Here is a 16,785-nt window from a genome sequence, read left to right on the forward strand (position 1 = left end):
CTGTGGCTGGACTTGCAGGGGAGGGGGTTGGAGAGGGCACGCAGGGAGTTAAAAATAACAGAGGCGGCCTTGGGCCGCCTCTGTAGTCTTCGCAGGATAAAGAGCGTTTACAGCTGCTCGATACCGACAATGTGCCAGGGTGCATTGTCCTTGGCCAGGTTACGCTCGAGGTGCCACACCTCTTTGATGTCTTCCTCGACCTGCTCCTGACGGTCCATGTAACGGCCGCTGAAGCGTACGCTGACCTGGGCCCAGTCGCTGCCGTAGTCGGCACGCACCAGCTGGGTATCCACATACATGACTTCGGTATGCTGCTCGCCGGTCAGCTCAGCGCGTTCGGCTTTGAGCTGTTCGAACAACTCAGGGCTCACATACTCACGCACTTTTTCGAGATCGTTTGTGTTCCAGGCTTCTTGCAGAGTGCGATAGTGATCGCGGGCACCGGACAGGAAACTGTTCATGTCAAAACCTGGCGGCAGACGGAACGGCACGTCGCTGTCGGCAAAGCCGGTCGCTTGCGGCGCACTGCTGCTCTGTTCGAACTGCTGCGGCGCAGCCGATGGCGGCTGATAGCCGGCGTAGGCCGTCTGTGGTTGAGGCGAGGGGGCCTTGCTCTTGCGCATGGCGCGGAACAGGAAGACGGCGCCCAACGCCAGCAGCGCGATCAGCAGCATGTCCATGCCTTGCAGACCTTCGAAGGCGCCGCTACCCAGCAGGTAAGCGAACAGACCACCGGCCAGCAGGCCGCCGAGCAGGCCGCCCATCATGCCGCCTTTCTTCGGTGCGGCCTGAGCCCCGACCGCCGGGTTCTTGGTGTCGACGGGTTTGGCCGCCGGTTGGGCCGGAGCTGTTTTGTAGCTCTTGCCAAAGGATTTACCGCCGCCAAATTTCTTGGCCTCGGCAATGGGTGCCCCCAGGCCAATGGCCAGGATCACGGCAAACAGGGTCAGCATCTTTTTCATTTTGACTCTTTTCACTCTCATCAGTGGATGGGGACATGGTCTGCTTTAGCAAGCTCAGCGAGGTGCATGACAGGCTGCCTGTCCCTCGTTGTAGTGCAGCTTGCGGCTATGATTAACATCGTTGGCATGAATTATTCATGAACAGATTACACCCCATTCCGGGGCAATCAGAGGAGAGAATGGCAATGAAAAATCGACGACCGAGCCGCAAGGAGCGCAAGCTGCGCAACAAAACGAGAGCCAAGCAGCAGGATCAGACCCTGGTCTGGCCCTTCATCATGGTATGAGACAGCGGCATATTTCATCAGCAAGCGGCGCCATTGACCATCAGGAGGGCGCTTGTGTCAGACAGAAGTGAATAGCGTGCATTAGCACTCGCGATGGCGGGGTTTCTTTTGTAAAATTCCCGTCCCCTTCCCGCTGCGGTTTTTATGTGTATGGCAGAGCAAGTGACGGCGAAAAAAGACGCCAAGACACAACAGCTGAAAGTTCCTCCCCACTCTTTTGAGGCCGAACAGTCCGTACTGGGCGGCCTGATGCTGGATAACGAGGCTTGGGATCGGGTTGCCGAACGGGTGATCGACAAGGATTTCTACAGCCGCCCTCACCGGCTGATCTTCCAGGCTATGACCCGCCTCTCCAACGCGGGCAATCCCATCGATCTCATCACGCTGCAGGAGGAGCTGGAGCGCTCGGAGCAGCTGGAGGAGTCCGGTGGTTTCGCCTATCTGGTGGAGATCGCCAAGAACACCCCGAGTGCCGCCAACATCAATGCCTACGCCGAAATCGTGCGTGAGCGGGCGGTCGTGCGGGAGATGATCTCGGTCGCCAACGAGATAGTCGAAGCAGGCTACGAGCCGCAGGGGCGCACCTCGGGCGATCTGCTCGATCTGGCCGAGAGCAAGGTGTTCCAGATCGCCGAACAGCGTACCAGCGCCAACGAGGGGCCGCAGCCGCTCAAGCTGATCCTCGAGCAGACGGTCGACAAGATTGAAGAGCTGTTCAAGACCCCTCACAACGGCGTGACCGGGGTGTCGAGCGGTTATGGGGATCTGGACAAGATGACAGCCGGTCTGCAGCGCTCGGATCTGATTATCGTGGCAGCCCGTCCCTCCATGGGCAAGACCACCTTTGCCATGAACCTGTGCGAGCACGCGGCCCTCACCGCCGAGAAACCGGTACTCATCTTCTCGCTGGAGATGCCCTCCGAGCAGATCATCATGCGTATGCTCGCCTCGGTGGGGCGTATCGACCAGACCAAGGTGCGTACCGGTCAGCTTGACGACGAGGATTGGGCACGCCTCTCCTCCACCATGGGATTGCTGCTCGAGAAGGGCAAGATGTATATCGATGACGCCTCCGGCCTCACCCCGACCGACGTGCGCTCCCGCGCGCGCCGTATCGCCCGTGAGCACGGCGGCCTCTCCATGATCATGATCGACTACCTGCAGCTGATGCGGGTGCCCGCGCTCTCCGATAACCGGACCCTGGAGATAGGTGAAATCTCCCGCTCTCTCAAGGCGCTGGCAAAAGAGTTGCAGTGCCCTGTGGTGGCGCTCTCCCAGCTAAACCGAAGCCTGGAACAGCGTGCGGACAAGCGCCCGGTCAACTCGGATCTGCGGGAATCCGGCTCCATCGAGCAGGATGCGGATTTGATCATGTTTATCTACCGTGATGAGGTGTATCACGATGACAGTCCCGACAAGGGGATTGCCGAGATCATCATCGGCAAGCAGCGTAACGGCCCCATCGGAAGAGTGCGACTCACTTTCCAGGGGCAGTTCTCCCGGTTCGATAATTACGCCGGCCCGGCGTTTGATGACGACTATTGATGAAAACCCGTGGTGATGGCGGATTAGATACCACCACGAAAGCCCTGAAAGGTAGCCGAGTTCTCATCGGTCAACCGCGTAACGGTGCCAATAGGGCCGCGTGCGCCTTACCTTCCAGGGGCAGTTCTCCCGGTTCGATAATTACGCCGGTCCGGCGTTTGATGACGATTACTAAGTAGGGGTCGGTCTGCGCACCCATATCGGTGCCTGGGTCCCCCAGCTCCAAGACACAGTTTTCCCGGTTCGACAATTATGCCGGTCCGGCTTTCGATGATGACAATTAAGGGCTGACACCACACGGTGCCTGGTGCATTCACGCGCCATCATGTCCTCGTAAGGGAAAACAGATGAAAGCGGCTATTGCCCAAATCAATACAGCGGCCCTGCGCCACAACCTCGCCGTGGTCAAACGGCATGCCCCCGATTGCAAGATCATTGCCGTGGTCAAGGCCAACGCCTATGGCCATGGTCTGCTGCCGGTCGCCCGTACCTTGGTGGATGCGGATGCCTACGCAGTTGCCCGCATCGAAGAGGCGCTGATGCTGCGTTCCTGCGCCGTGGTCAAGCCCATAGTGCTGCTGGAAGGCTTCTTCTCGAGCGCCGATCTGCCGGTGCTTGCGGCCAACAATTTGCAAACGGCGGTGCACACCTGGGAGCAGCTCGAAGCGCTGGAGCAGGCCGAACTGCCGGCTCCCGTGGTGGCCTGGCTCAAGCTCGACACCGGCATGCACCGGCTCGGGGTGCGCGCCGATGAGATGCCCGCCTTTATCGCGCGTCTTGCCAAGTGCAATAACGTGGTGCAGCCGTTCAACATCATGACCCACTTCAGCCGCTCAGATGAGCTTGAACAATCGACCACCCGCGAGCAGATCGACTTGTTCAGTCGCCTCACGGCACCGCTCCTGGGCGAGCGGGCCATGGCGAACTCGGCGGGCATTCTGGCCTGGCCCGATTCCCACTGCGACTGGGTACGCCCCGGCGTCATCCTGTACGGCGTATCCCCCTTCCCCAATACGGTGGCGGCGGATTATGACCTGCAGCCTGTGATGACCCTCAAGACCCAGCTCATCGCGGTGCGGGATCACAAGGCGGGCGAGCCTGTGGGATACGGCGCCAATTGGGTGTCTGACCGGGATACCCGGCTCGGCGTCATCGCCATCGGCTACGGTGATGGCTATCCGCGCATGGCGCCCAACGGCACCTCAGTGCTGGTCAATGGCCGCATAGTGCCGCTGGTGGGCCGCGTCTCCATGGACATGACCACAGTGGATCTGGGACCGGGCGCCACCGACAAGGCCGGTGACGAAGCCGTGCTCTGGGGTGAGGGACTGCCGGTGGAGCGGGTCGCCGACGAGATTGGCACCATCCCCTACGAGCTCATCACCAAGCTTACTTCCCGCGTCTTTATGGAATACGTCTAGGCTCGGCCAGCACCAAACGTAAAAAAGCCCCGCATGCGGGGCTTTTTTACGACTGTCTGTAGGAGTTTTACTGCCTGTGCATCCGCACAAACTTCTCCAGCAACTGATCTTCGGTTTCCACGTAGGCGGGATCCCGGATGATGCAGTCTGTGAGACGCAGACGCTACTGCCGGTGCATCCGCACAAACTTCTCCAGCAATTGCTCCTCGGTCTCCACATGGGCGGGATCCCAGATGATGCAATCGATGGGGCAGACACTGATGCAGGTCGGCTTCTCATAGTGACCGACGCACTCGGTACAGCGACTGGGGTCTATCTCGTAGATCTCCTCACCCAGACTGATGGCCTGGTTCGGACACTCGGGATCACACATGTCGCAGTTGATGCACTTGTCGGTGATGAGCAGGGACATATCAGGCCGCCGAGTGCGGCTGACGGGTGTCCTGGCGATCGCCGAGGTTGCGCAGCAATATGCCGTAGTTGATGTCGATCTCTTTGGGGACTGGCACATAGACAACGTGGCCGTTGCCCGGCGCCGTGTCGATGAGCTCGCCCTTGCGGTTCTGCATCTGCTCCAGATTGAAGCTGACGTTGCCCTGCGGCGTCATCAGCTCCAGGCTGTTGCCCACCAGGAACTTGTTCTTCACTTCCACTTCCACCATGTCGCCCTGGCGACCGGTGATCTCGCCGACGAACTGCTGGGTGTCGGAAACCGAGTAGCCGTAATCGTAGTTCTGGTACTCGCTGTGGTTGTGACGGCGCAGGAAGCCCTCGGTGTAGCCACGGTGGGCCAGATTTTCGAGGGTACCCATCAGGGTCGGATCGAACGGACGACCTGCGACTGCATCGTCGATGGCCTTGCGATAGACCTGGGCGGTGCGGGCGCAGTAGTAGAAGGACTTGGTGCGGCCTTCAATTTTCAGCGAATGCACGCCCATCTTGGTCAGGCGCTCCACGTGCTCGACGGCGCGCAGATCCTTGGAGTTCATGATGTAGGTGCCGTGCTCATCCTCGAACGCCGTCATGTATTCACCGGGACGGTTGGACTCTTCCAGCAGCACCAGCGCATCACTCGGTTTGCCAAGGCCCAGGGTGTTGTCAGGACGCACGGCGATGGGCTCCTGGCGGTGGACTATCTGGCCCACGTCATCTTCCTTGCCTTCGTGCACCTTGTACTCCCAGCGGCAGGAGTTGGTGCAGGTACCCTGGTTGGGGTCGCGCTTGTTGATGTAACCGGAGAGCAGGCAGCGACCCGAGTAGGCCATGCACAGGGCGCCGTGGACGAAGACTTCCAGCTCCATCTCCGGCACCTGCATGCGGATCTCTTCGATCTCGTCAAGCGACAGCTCGCGTGACAGGATGGCGCGGGTCAGGCCCATCTGATGCCAGAACTTCACCGTCGCCCAGTTGACCGCGTTGGCCTGCACCGAGAGGTGAATGGGCATGTCCGGGAAGGCTTCGCGCATCATCATGATAAGGCCCGGGTCTGACATGATCAGCGCATCCGGCTTCATCTCCACCACGGGGCGCATGTCGCGGATAAAGGTCTTGAGCTTGGAGTTGTGGGGCTGGATGTTGGCCACCACATAGAACTGCTTGCCCAATGCGTGGGCCTCGTTGATGCCGAGCTGCAGATTCTCGTGATCGAATTCGTTGTTGCGCACCCGCAGGCTGTAGCGCGGCTGGCCCGCATAGACGGCGTCGGCGCCATAGGCATAGGCGTAACGCATATTCTTGAGGGTCCCGGCGGGGGAGAGCAATTCTGGTCTAAACATGTTGGACTCTTAGTATCTGATTGCAAATCAGGACGACGCCACCTGATGGCGCCGGATTGGTTGAGTCGTGGTGCGAGACGGCGCTCGCGTCACAACTACCCGATGGCGTACATCATTATGCAGGATCACAGGGGATGCACCTGATATACGGGGTGCGAGATTGTACTCGCCCCCACGCCATCATGCAATTTGGCAGGTAGCTGATACCAGTGCGAGTCGCAATGAATGTGTGAGCCCGATCAGGCCCAGCGGGAGAGGGGGGAGGGCATGGCGTAGGCGTAGCCCTGCTGATAATCGCAGCCCAGCCGGTTGGCGACCTCGATATGGGTCAGGGTTTCCACCCCTTCACACACCACCTTCATGCCGAGTCGCTGCAGGTATTCCACCAGACCGGTCAACATCTTGAGGGCATGGGGCGTGCGCGCCGCCTGCAGCAGCAGGGAGCGATCCAGCTTGATGATCTCGTAAGGCAACGCCATCACCCGCTGGAAGTTGCATTCCAGAGTGCCGAAATCATCGCAGGCGATATGGGCGCCATGATCCCGCAGCACTTCGATCAAGGCTCTGTGCTGGCTGTGCAGTGGCGCGTGTTCCAACACCTCGAACCAGATCTCGATCCCTGCCTTGCGCGCCTGGAGCAGCACCAGCAGCAAGAGATTCTGATAGGTCGGGCTGCACAGCATGGGGTTGAGGTTGATGGAGAGGGCATAGGGCCCGCCCTTCGCCAGGGTTGGCAGATCGCGCATGATGGCCCTGAGCATGACGATATCCACATGCAAGGACTCATCCTGGCTGAGGGAGAGAAAGTCGATGCCCTGATAGCTCTGACGTTGTGGATCCCAGCGTCGGGCCAGAACTTCATAACCCTTGACCTGACGGTCGCGACCTATGATCGGCTGATAAAAGGGCACGGCTACCTCGGCCACCGCCACGGTTGCCATGTCACTCATCGGATACTCTTCTTTGAACGCAAACATGGCACTCACCTGATAGACGGATATGGCTGCGCATAATACAGGAGGGAAAGATCAAAACACCGTAGGAATAGTCTGATAATTGGCGTGATTTGGCGTAGTCAATATAGGACTATTCTGATTAACTTCCCCCGTCATTCTACCTAGACTGGCTCCAGCGATATGCAACTGACTCCTTTTTTAATAAATGGCATTTATTAAATGAACGTCGGCATGTGAAAACCAGTCTGGAATAAAAATGAAAAGAATATATCTCATCCTGCTGCTGATGTTCAGCGGTCACGTGTTTGCATTTGCCGATATCAGTGTTGGCACCTTATATGACTATATGTTTGCAGAAAAAAATACACTGCTTAAGCGTGTGAGGAATTTTGGAGATGAAACTGCTTTTGTCAAAATAACGCTGGCCGAGATCGTATATGGGGCTGATGGAGTGCCAAAAGAGCGGCAACTGCAGGAAGAGGGTTTACGTCAGTTGGTAACAAGTCCATCACGACTTATTATTCCAGCAGGTGGTTCACAGTCTTCTAGATTTATCTATATGGGTGAACGAGATACTGAGCGATACTTTAGGGTGCGTTTTATACCGGTTAAGCCACAAAGTAATGATATAGAAGCATTGCCATTTAAAAATCAGATTAGTGCGGGTGTTAATATTATGACAGGTTTTGGCTCGATCCTGTTCGTTGCCCCAAAAAAAGCAAACTATGACACCAGATTCATCCGGGAAAATGGTTCGATCTATGTAGAAAATAGAGGTAATTCAACCGTAGTTTTAGACTATCTGGAACGGTGCGATATTAATGGTGGTGGGTGTAGTGAGCCCGAAATAATACATATATTACCTGGGGTTAAAAAACAAATTAGTAAAGGAGGTACTAAAATAGTTAGATTTGAACTGGTCGAGGGAAAAAAGCACGTAGATAAAGAACTGTCAAGCTAAAAGCAGTTCTATCTATAAATTAATTAAGCTAAAAAAATATTTTATTTTTTTACTTCTTATCGTCGATTTTAATGCCATCCATGGAGTATGCATATGAAATCTATGTTTTTTATTACTACGCTGTTGGTAAGCTTGTCGTCACTAGCTGCTGAGCGTGTAACACATACAGTGACAGTGACAGCTCAGATTCCAACTGGAACTTTCTATGTATTACCAGTTGGTGATTGGATGAGTAGTCAGCTAAAACTATCTGTTAACCCATCTAGTCAGAAGCTAGAACCTATAGTGAAAGAGCTTAATATGAAAAGCACTATTGGTCCAATTAAAGGGTTTCTTTCCTACCCTCCAGTCATTGTTAGTGGTGCCAATAATATTGGGTTGACCATAAAGGTTGCTGGAGTAGAACTGACAACGACTTCAACGGAATTACTTAACTTGGCTGATGCTCGAGTTGGGCGGCAGGGTAGCATTGAATTTATTCCCGCTGCTGGGCCCACAGGAGGTTATATTCCAGGAAATTATCAAGGAATAGTTAGTATGATTTTTGAATCGGAAGCTCCACCAGCACCTCCGCAAACTTAAGCTCAAGGAAAATTAAGACACAAGGGGCTGCTCAGCCCCTTGTTGTCAAGGCTGTTTATTTATGGTTCGAGAGCATCTCTTTTTGTTGTGGTTGATTTTTTCTGCTCCCTTAAATGCTGCGGACTCAGCATTGTTGCAGCAACAAGCTCAGCAGTTGCCAGAGGGGTTTGAAGAGCATTTTTTTGGAGTGCCACTAATGGTGAGTGTCACTGTTGACAGTCGCCTGCTGGGGGATGGTGAAGTAATGCTTGGGCGGGATAACTCGGTACAGCTGCTTTCACTGGTGGATGTGCAGGAGAGCGAGTTTGATGAGGGGGCGCGTGAACGCTGGTTGAGCAGGCTAGGCACAAAACTGAAGCTCGGCGAGTGTGGTCGAGCCTGTCCTGAAGGCATTGTAGGCCTGCAATACAGTCTGGAGGAGTCACAGCTCTCGGTACTGACCGGTGAGGTGGAGCAGGCGGCGCGGGATCAGCGCTTTATGACATTGCCTCAAGAGAGCAAGGGGCTGCTGGTCCAGAACCAGTTGAACCTGGTGCAGGGCACTCAGCGCAATGGACACTACAACCTGAAGTTGGAGGGCAGCTGGGGGCAGTGGACCCCCTTTATGGAGGGGGATGCCACCTGGCAGGAAGGGGAGTCAACCGAGCTGGGGATGGCCCAGATCTATGGAGAACGGCTCCATGAGGCCAACTTTTATCGTCTTGGCTTCTTTTTCCCCTCGGCGCAGGGGTTGGTACGTCAGCCGAACTACTACAGTGGCGCGACGCCTACCGTGCTCGGGATGATGTGGGGTAGTTCGGATCTGCTGCGCCAGGAGCGCGGGCAGCCCAGCTTGGCACCGATCCAGGTGGCGCCAGCCAGGCCGGGCATGGTGGAGATCTACCGTGACGGCAACCTGATCCAGTCCCAGCCGGTTGTAGCCGGTTTGCAGGCACTCGATACCAGATCGCTGCCCGATGGCATCTACGAGGTGGATCTGCGGCTACTGGAGGATGGTCAGGAGACCCGCCGTTGGCGCGAGTGGATCTACAAGCCTTCCAATTGGCAGACGCCGGAGGAGCCGTGGCGCTTCAACCTGTTTGCCGGGCGCCAGACCCGTTGGTTGGTGCGACAGGGAGATAGTGACCTTGATGGTGTTATTAGTGGCGGCGCGGCTGTGAACCACCTGCTGTTCCCCTCGTTGGTGGTGGGGGCGGGTAGCCAGTATTTGGACAGAGGTGCCCAATATTTCCTCTCACTCGATTGGCAGGCAACCAGCCAGCTGCAGGGCTTTGCTTCCGTGAACCAGAGCGTCGGAAAGGGGGGGGGATATGATTTGCAAGGGGTTTATTGGCACGGTAACAGTAGCTTTGTGGCCAGCTATTCGCGCGATTTACACAAACAGGGGGAAGCGAGTTCGGTGTCCAGCCTGTCACTGCAGCAGTCGCTGGAAAAGTGGGGCTCCCTCGGTGTTTATCTGTCTCACCAATCTAATAGTGGTAACGGTGTTGATCTGGGGTGGCACTATAGCGATCGGTTGTGGGGGCGCCAGGTAACCTGGAGCGTGAGTTTGTTCGATCGCCCAGGCAACGAGAGCACGGCGCAGCAGCGGGATCGCGGCAGTGTCCTGAGCCTCACAGTTAATCTGGGGGGAGACGATGGCCAGTTGTCGCTGGGGTTGGGCAGCAATACCTCACGCTCGGGCGGTGCCCAGCGCAGCGCCTATCTCAATTATCAGCAGGAGGTGGATTTGGGACCCCTGCGCCAGATAGGTGTGGGTAGCACTCATGACAACTATGGCACCGGTCTGTCAGGCTATGGCCGTTTCGCGTCGCCCTGGTTGGGAGGCGACATGTTTGCCCAGCACTCTTCCTATAACGCAGAGGTGACCGGTGGCATCAATCTGGAGAGCGTGGTGGCACTTGGGCAGGAAGGGGAGCTGGCACTCGGCTCCCGCAATATGTACGGCTTGGGCAATGAGGCGGCGATGATCCTTGATATCGATGCCGATGATGAGGCGGCGCGTATTCGGGTCAGCAACGATCAGGGCGGTGTGCAGACGCAGACTCTGGGACCCGGTCGCCATCTGGTCTCTGTACCCGCCTTGCAAAGTGGCGCCTTGCAATTGGGGATGGTCGAGCAAAATGGGACGCCGCTCACCATCAAACCTGCCGTGCTTCCCTATCACCTTAATCGTGGTGGTGTGGGTTATGGTCATGTAAACGCTGTGAGTACCGTCACTGTGATAGGCCGTCTGTTGGATGAACAAAATCGGCCGCTGGGTGGTGCCATGGTTATTAGCCCTATTGGGCGGGCATTTACTGAAAATGATGGTTTCTTTGCGCTGGAGGCAAGCCGACGACAGCCAGAATTTAACGTGGAATATAATGGTTCCCTCCATTGTGAGAATTTGAATAAAGAGTTGGGTGACATACAAGAATCAGATGTCATTATATTAGGGGAGCTAAAATGTTCAGTCCGAGCAATCGTAAAAAAATAATTGAATGTTATCTGGGGGAGAAGGGGGGAGTTTTTTTAAGCAAGGTGATGCTTTTATCATTTTTTTTACTTTCAGGTAATGTTTGCTCACAAAGTATTGATGTAACTGCAGAGTATAAGCCTGCACCATATGAATCAAACGATTTTGACAATGGAACATTTGTCAACACGACAACGTGCAGTGTACCTGCTCCGTTTATGTCAATTCAATCATGTGCTACGCCTACATCTAGATTAGATAGCGTTCTTTTTTATGTTAGTCGAAGAGGTATACGTGACGTTCGGGCTCAGCCAACGAATCCACGCGATAATTTTATTTTTATGCAAGCACCTACTGATAAAATTATGCTGTTAAAATCAGAAAGAGGAACACAATATCCGGTACTATTTACTCCAGATAAATTGGGTGTTCACATAGAGTTTCTAGACTTATTTCCACCTCAATCGGGATTGATTTGGGAATCTTTTAAACATCCAGTAGGTGGGTGTACATATCTGGATAGTCTGGGAGGTGGCCCTACTGCAGACCGGATTAAGGCTTTTCAGGTATTATTTGGTAATGTTGCTGGTAATTCATGTTACACCCCGCTTTCGGTTGATCGCAGAGTCAACATTGTGGGTATGTTTTTGGGTTTTAAAATAAAGCACCCTTCACCACTAAATATGCCGAATGGCGTGTATAATGGAACAATAAAATTTTCGATAAACCCTACTGGAGATATCAGCTTTGGCAATGGCAACTACAGTAGTGATCCTAGTTTGACAATTAATTTAACTCTTACGGTTCGTCATCAATTAAAAATTGATTTTGAGAGGGTTGAGGAGGGGTGGCAAAGAGTTTTTTTGTTACCGCCTAATGGATGGGATTCATTAAATCATAAACAGGGTGATAACTTAACTGTGCTAGAGCATGAGATGAAATTTCGACAATCTTCGAGTGCTGATTTTACAATTAAACTTTACTGTCAGTATATGTCTAATAATGGTTGCGCATTAAAAAACAATCGTAATCATATTGTAGGGTTAAATACTTACTATGTAAATGGACCGAGAGATAAGACTAAATTATCTATTAACGCAACTCGTTTTGTTGTGCAATCAGGTGCGCCGCAAGTAAATATACAAAAAAGTATTCTTTTTCAGATAGATGGGAACCCTGTTCGAGAAATGCTTCGAAACCCTGGTTCCACGTATCAAGGAGATGTCACTCTAGTTTTTGATGCCGCTATCGACTAGCAGAGTCCACTGCTTTTGGCATACTCAAAAAGAGCGCTATCGCTACTAATTCCCAGTCGAGTCATAGCACTATTTTTCTGGGTGCTGATGGTCTTGACGCTGCGGTGCAGGTACTCGGCCACCTGAGTGACGGACATGCCACCGGCCAGGAGCCGTATCACTTCGCTCTCCTTGGGGGTGAGTTGAATCGATGTGGTGTGATGATCCAGTCCGGCTTCGGCCAGCAGGGTTTTCACCGAACTGCCGATATAGCTGTGCCCGGATAATATCTGACGAATGGCATCGGACAATTCACTGATCACCGCTTTTTTGAGTAGGACACCGCTCACTCCCAGCTGGATCAGTGACTGCAAAATACCGGCATTGTGGATCTGGGTCAGCACCAGAATAGGCAGAGTGGGATAATCCCGTTTCAATTGCTGGATCATGCTCAGTCCATCGCTGCGTTTATCCCCTGGCATGCTGAAATCGGTGATCAACAGATCGCAGCTATGTTGCTGCAATGTGTTTAATAGTTCAGAGACTTGATGCGCCTCGGCAACAATCTCGCAACCAGGTTGGTTATGTGCAATAAGGCTGCGGATCCCGGTTAGTATGAGTGGGTGGTCGTCGGCAAGAATGATCTTGAAAGACATAGGTGAGCCCCATATAAAACAGTGAATAATATTTAAACTATCAAACATCTCATTTCTATACTACTTTGCGCCCCGCATTTTTTCGAGCGTTAATATGATGTCATTTCCTTCAGGATTGGTGCTATGAGGTGTCCTCTCGTGGCGATATTTAGATGCACCGTCGTCATATTGGCATTTAATATATGTATATTCTGCCAGCCACTCCTCGCTGCAAATAAATCCCCCATATCGGTAATAAAAGTCGGGTTATTGGTGGGCGGCTGGGGGCCATTTCAGCAGTGGGATGGCCATAATGGCAGCGGCTTCAGTGTCGAGCTGATAAGTATCTTGGCCAAGAACCTTGACTACCAGATTGAGTGGAAAGCATACCCCGACTGGAACCGGTTATATGCGGCCAGTTGCAAAGGTGAGGTCGATATTTTACTGGATGCCTTTCGCTCGGAAGAACGGGAGTGTATTTCATACACCCGCCCTTATTATTCGTCACCGACCGTGGTCGTGGTACGCCATGATTCCCCTTTCTTTCGTGATGTCAGTGGCTTGAATCAATCCAAGATCGCCATTGAAGCTGGAGTCCTTACCGAAAAACTGGTTAAGCTTCATTATCCCGATGTCTCCCGTATTCTGTTTCAGGACTCCAGTGCTGCCTTGCAGGCGGTGCTCGATAGGCAGGCCGATGCCTATATCGGCAATCTGCATGTCAGCAATCAATTTATTGCCTCGCACCCCGAATTGGCCGTGGTGGCCCAGTCCCCTTTGCTGATGGAGAGCCTCTATCTGGGCATCAGCAAGCAGAAGTCCAGGCTGGGGGTTCGGTTTGATACTGCCATTCAGGCGCTGACGGTGGAAGCGCGCAGCATCCTGGAGCAGCGCTGGCTGGGTGACAACAGTCTGAGTTTTCAAGGCCACAGTGCCTTTCTCTTGAGGCCTGATGAACGGGAGTGGCTTTCTCATTTACCACCGTTGAGATTGGGCTTTATTCAGGGCTGGATGCCTTTTTCCTATACGGACAGCCAAGGCAAGGTGGCAGGTCTTGTCGGTGACTATCTTGCGCTGTTCAAGGAGACGCTGGGGCTGGTGTATCTCTACGATACGGATCAAAGCTGGCCCGAGCTGTTGCAGGCGTTGCTGCATCAGGAGGTCGATCTGACCATTATTCCCACCCGGATCAACCAGCAGATGGTGGGTTGGCAGTTGAGTCAGCCCATTGCCTCTTTCCCTGTGGTTATGGCCATGGCTCGTGGCAGTAGCACTGTCGCTGGTTTTGCAGAACTGGCTGGCAAGCATCTGATCGTGACCGACAGCATGCTCGTTGCCGAGCTAAAGAATCGCATTCCCGATATCAGGGTGAGTGTGGTATCAGGTCCACAAGCCGGTCTGGCCATGGTAGCCGCAGGGTCAGGGGATGCCTATATGGGCAATCTGGCCGTCATATCACGGCTTATCAATGAGCGGTTCGATGACAGCCTGCATATAGTGGCGCCCACCCCCTTCCAGGATGAACTGGCGGTTGCTGTGCGTGACACCTATGCTCCCCTGCTGCCGCTGATCAATCGGGTGCTGGCCAGCATGAGTGACAAGGAGAAGCAGCAGATCCGCAATAGCTGGCTGGCGGTGAACTACAGCGAGGGGATCCCGTGGCAAAGGCTGATACAAACTCTGATCCCCATTGGCACGGGTGTCACCTTGTTTATTCTCGCACTCTCCATCGCCTACTGGCGTTTGCGCCAGGAGATCCTGCACCGCCGTCAGGTGGAGGAGGCTCTGGCGCGGGCCAAGGAGTGCGCCGAGCATGCGGCCAGCAAGAAGGCTGAATTTCTGGCCACCATGAGCCATGAGATCCGTACCCCCATGAACAGCATCGTCGGCATGGCGGAGCAGCTGAGCTTTACGTCCCTCGACCTGGAGCAGCGGCAGATGGTTGCCATCATCAACCAGGGGGCCGAGGGACTGTTGCAACTGATCGGCAATGTGCTCGATTACTCCAAGCTGGATGTGGGCAAGATGGCGCTGGCGCCGAGCTCTTTTTTGCTGCGCGAATTGAGTGACTGCGTGTTGACCATGCTCAGCAGCGAGGTACAGCGCAAGGGGCTGCAGTGTTACCTGCGCGTCGATGATGAGGTGGGTGCCCGCTTCACTGGGGATGTGCTGCGACTCAAGCAGGTGTTGTTCAACCTGGTCAGCAATGCCATCAAGTTCACCGAGCGCGGCTTTATCGAACTCTCCATCAAGCTGGAGGCGCAAACAGACGGGGAGCAGCAGCTGCTGATCGGGGTGCAGGATACCGGCATCGGCATGAGTACCGAGGCGCAGGCCCGTATCTTCAACGCCTTTGAGCAGGCAGATGGCGCCACCACCCGCAGTTATGGCGGGACTGGGCTTGGTCTTAGCATCAGTCATACCCTAGCCGAATTGATGGGGGGAGAACTCAGGCTGGAAAGCGCCCCCGGGCTTGGGACTTTCATCGGACTCTCGGTCACCTTGCCCCTTGAGCTGCGCCATGAATATGACCCCATTCTCATGGGGTTGTGTGCCTTTATGGAACTGGAGGATGGCAAGCTGCGCCATACCTTGCGCCTGCACCTGCTGTCGTTGGGCGTGCAGATAAGCGATGAACGGCAGGGGGTCGACTTGCTATTTGCCGATGGGGCGGATCTCTCTGAGCCCTGCATCTCTGTTGCCCCACTGAGCAATGCGCTGGGTTATCAGTTGCGTGAAGGGTGTTACTGGCTCAACAGCAATCCCTTGACCTGGCAGGCGGTGCGGGAGGTGTGCTATCGCCAGCTGGACCAGGGTGAGCAACTGCTGCCCGATCATATTCCCGTGGAGCCAACTTCCCGGCCTTTGCCATACCGGCTGCTGGTGGTCGAGGATCATCATCTTAATCAGGTATTGGTGCAGCGCCAGCTCAAGCAGCTGAATCTGGTGTGCGATCTGGCCGAGAATGGCCAGCAGGCGCTCGCCATGCTGGCACAGCACAGTTACGACCTGATCCTGTGTGATTGCCAGATGCCGGTGATGGATGGCTACGACTTTACCCGCCAGGTGCGCATTGTCGAGGGACTGGCGCAGCTCCCCATCATCGCCATGACCGCCAATGTGATGCCGGAGCAGGCGCAGCGCTGCCTGGCGGCAGGCATGAATGATGTGCTGGGCAAACCCGTGCTGTTGGACGGGCTTCGCCAGATGTTGATGAAGTGGCGCATATTGTCCGCCTCCAAACGGCTTGATGTGACATCACTGCAGACGTTTTTCGGAGTTGGGGAGCCTTTTGAGCAGATGATGACGCTGTTTCGCCAGGAGCTGGAACAATCCCTTGCTTTGGTACATGACGACGACAAGGGGCTGGCAAACTGGGTGCACCGTCAGGCCGGTACCATCTCCATGATGATGGTAGAGGACTTGGCGCAGCAGGCCTGGCATCTGGAGGAGAAGATCCGCAAGGAGGGGGCCGAGCTGTGTGGGGCCGAATTGGCCGGGTTCAGAGCTGTGTTGCAGCAGATAGTCGATGAGTTGACTCTACTGCTGGCCAGTCCCCGGGAAGAGGGATCAGGAAGAGACTGAGCTTAGATAGGAGAACCGGGGCTCATGGATGACATCCGGGTGCACGGCTTGTGCCAGCCACGACCAGTCGAGCAGGGGGGTATTCGCCTTGAAGCGCTGGTAGGCCTGACCCTTGGCTATGGTCAGGAACAGCGTGGTCGGCAGGCCGATGCGGTTGGTGTAGCGCACCATGACGTCGCCCTGATAGCTGACCAGCCGCTGTTGCAGCTGTGGCAGCGTCAAGCCGCTTGCTTGTCCCGTCTCATCCCAAATCTCAAACATGGCGTGCTATGTCCCTGAAAGGTATGAAGGCTACTGTTTCTAAAAGTAGCGGATGATGCAATTGTCAGATCTGACAGTGTCAAATGGATGCAATTTTAAAAAGCAAAAACCCGGCACCAGGC

General features: G+C 54.7%; 13 protein-coding genes and 1 pseudogene. 8 read left to right on the forward strand and 6 right to left on the reverse strand.

Annotated elements, in window-relative coordinates:
- Nucleotides 1–107 precede the first annotated feature (107 nt).
- The gene (locus tag AACX78_RS06430; RefSeq protein ID WP_087756369.1) at nucleotides 108–962 is read right to left on the reverse strand and encodes a Tim44 domain-containing protein; all 855 of its coding nucleotides are present in this window, start codon (nucleotides 960–962) and stop codon (nucleotides 108–110) included.
- Nucleotides 963–1,399: 437 nt separating this feature from the next.
- On the opposite strand from AACX78_RS06430, the gene dnaB reads away from it, so the two are divergent.
- From dnaB to alr, 3 genes and pseudogenes are all read left to right on the forward strand, one after another.
- The gene (gene dnaB, locus AACX78_RS06435) at nucleotides 1,400–2,794 is read left to right on the forward strand and encodes a replicative DNA helicase (protein ID WP_021140911.1); all 1,395 of its coding nucleotides are present in this window, start codon (nucleotides 1,400–1,402) and stop codon (nucleotides 2,792–2,794) included.
- A gap of 28 nt (nucleotides 2,795–2,822) precedes the next feature.
- Nucleotides 2,823–2,969 (forward strand): annotated as a pseudogene (locus tag AACX78_RS22170) (replicative DNA helicase); the annotation flags it as partial.
- A gap of 172 nt (nucleotides 2,970–3,141) precedes the next feature.
- Nucleotides 3,142–4,215: an alanine racemase gene (gene alr, locus AACX78_RS06440; protein WP_159165703.1), complete on the forward strand. Its 1,074-nt coding sequence runs from the start codon at nucleotides 3,142–3,144 to the stop codon at nucleotides 4,213–4,215.
- Between the two features lie 163 nt (nucleotides 4,216–4,378).
- On the opposite strand, the gene AACX78_RS06450 is transcribed toward alr, so the two are convergent.
- The 3 genes from AACX78_RS06450 to AACX78_RS06460 form a co-directional block, all read right to left on the reverse strand.
- Entirely contained in the window at nucleotides 4,379–4,627 is a 249-nt protein-coding gene (locus AACX78_RS06450; RefSeq protein ID WP_021140912.1) for a YfhL family 4Fe-4S dicluster ferredoxin, read from the reverse strand.
- A gap of 1 nt (nucleotide 4,628) precedes the next feature.
- Nucleotides 4,629–5,990, reverse strand: coding sequence for a prephenate-dependent tRNA uridine(34) hydroxylase TrhP (trhP, locus tag AACX78_RS06455; protein ID WP_005311829.1), 1,362 nt, complete (start codon nucleotides 5,988–5,990; stop codon nucleotides 4,629–4,631).
- 239 nt (nucleotides 5,991–6,229) lie between these two features.
- Nucleotides 6,230–6,967: an EAL domain-containing protein gene (locus AACX78_RS06460; RefSeq protein WP_099991711.1), complete on the reverse strand. Its 738-nt coding sequence runs from the start codon at nucleotides 6,965–6,967 to the stop codon at nucleotides 6,230–6,232.
- 235 nt (nucleotides 6,968–7,202) lie between these two features.
- Between AACX78_RS06460 and AACX78_RS06465 the strand changes: the two genes are divergently transcribed.
- The 4 genes from AACX78_RS06465 to AACX78_RS06480 all read left to right on the forward strand — a co-directional run bounded on the left by AACX78_RS06465 (nucleotide 7,203) and on the right by AACX78_RS06480 (nucleotide 12,203).
- Nucleotides 7,203–7,907, forward strand: coding sequence for a hypothetical protein (locus AACX78_RS06465; protein ID WP_159165704.1), 705 nt, complete (start codon nucleotides 7,203–7,205; stop codon nucleotides 7,905–7,907).
- Between the two features lie 93 nt (nucleotides 7,908–8,000).
- Nucleotides 8,001–8,489: a CS1 type fimbrial major subunit gene (locus tag AACX78_RS06470; protein WP_321167801.1), complete on the forward strand. Its 489-nt coding sequence runs from the start codon at nucleotides 8,001–8,003 to the stop codon at nucleotides 8,487–8,489.
- A 196-nt stretch (nucleotides 8,490–8,685) separates the two neighbouring features.
- Complete coding sequence (locus tag AACX78_RS06475; RefSeq protein WP_236556293.1) at nucleotides 8,686–10,968, forward strand: TcfC E-set like domain-containing protein; 2,283 nt, start codon at nucleotides 8,686–8,688, stop codon at nucleotides 10,966–10,968.
- The gene (locus AACX78_RS06480; protein WP_159165707.1) at nucleotides 10,938–12,203 is read left to right on the forward strand and encodes a hypothetical protein; all 1,266 of its coding nucleotides are present in this window, start codon (nucleotides 10,938–10,940) and stop codon (nucleotides 12,201–12,203) included. Before AACX78_RS06475 ends, AACX78_RS06480 begins: the two co-directional genes overlap by 31 nt.
- Here the strand turns inward: AACX78_RS06480 and AACX78_RS06485 are convergent.
- Nucleotides 12,200–12,838 carry a response regulator gene (locus AACX78_RS06485; RefSeq protein WP_159165708.1) on the reverse strand — a complete coding sequence of 213 codons (639 nt, stop codon included), beginning with the start codon at nucleotides 12,836–12,838 and terminating at the stop codon, nucleotides 12,200–12,202. The two genes, AACX78_RS06480 and AACX78_RS06485, sit on opposite strands and share 4 nt — an antisense overlap.
- A 123-nt stretch (nucleotides 12,839–12,961) precedes the next feature.
- Between AACX78_RS06485 and AACX78_RS06490 the strand changes: the two genes are divergently transcribed.
- Nucleotides 12,962–16,402 carry a response regulator gene (locus tag AACX78_RS06490; RefSeq protein ID WP_159165709.1) on the forward strand — a complete coding sequence of 1,147 codons (3,441 nt, stop codon included), beginning with the start codon at nucleotides 12,962–12,964 and terminating at the stop codon, nucleotides 16,400–16,402.
- Here AACX78_RS06490 and AACX78_RS06495 read toward each other — a convergent pair.
- Entirely contained in the window at nucleotides 16,388–16,663 is a 276-nt protein-coding gene (locus tag AACX78_RS06495; protein WP_125606018.1) for a hypothetical protein, read from the reverse strand. The genes AACX78_RS06490 and AACX78_RS06495 overlap by 15 nt on opposite strands.
- Between the last annotated feature and the right edge of the window lie 122 nt (nucleotides 16,664–16,785).

This window comes from Aeromonas sp. 9A, from assembly GCF_963900955.1.
Lineage (GTDB): Bacteria > Pseudomonadota > Gammaproteobacteria > Enterobacterales > Aeromonadaceae > Aeromonas > Aeromonas salmonicida.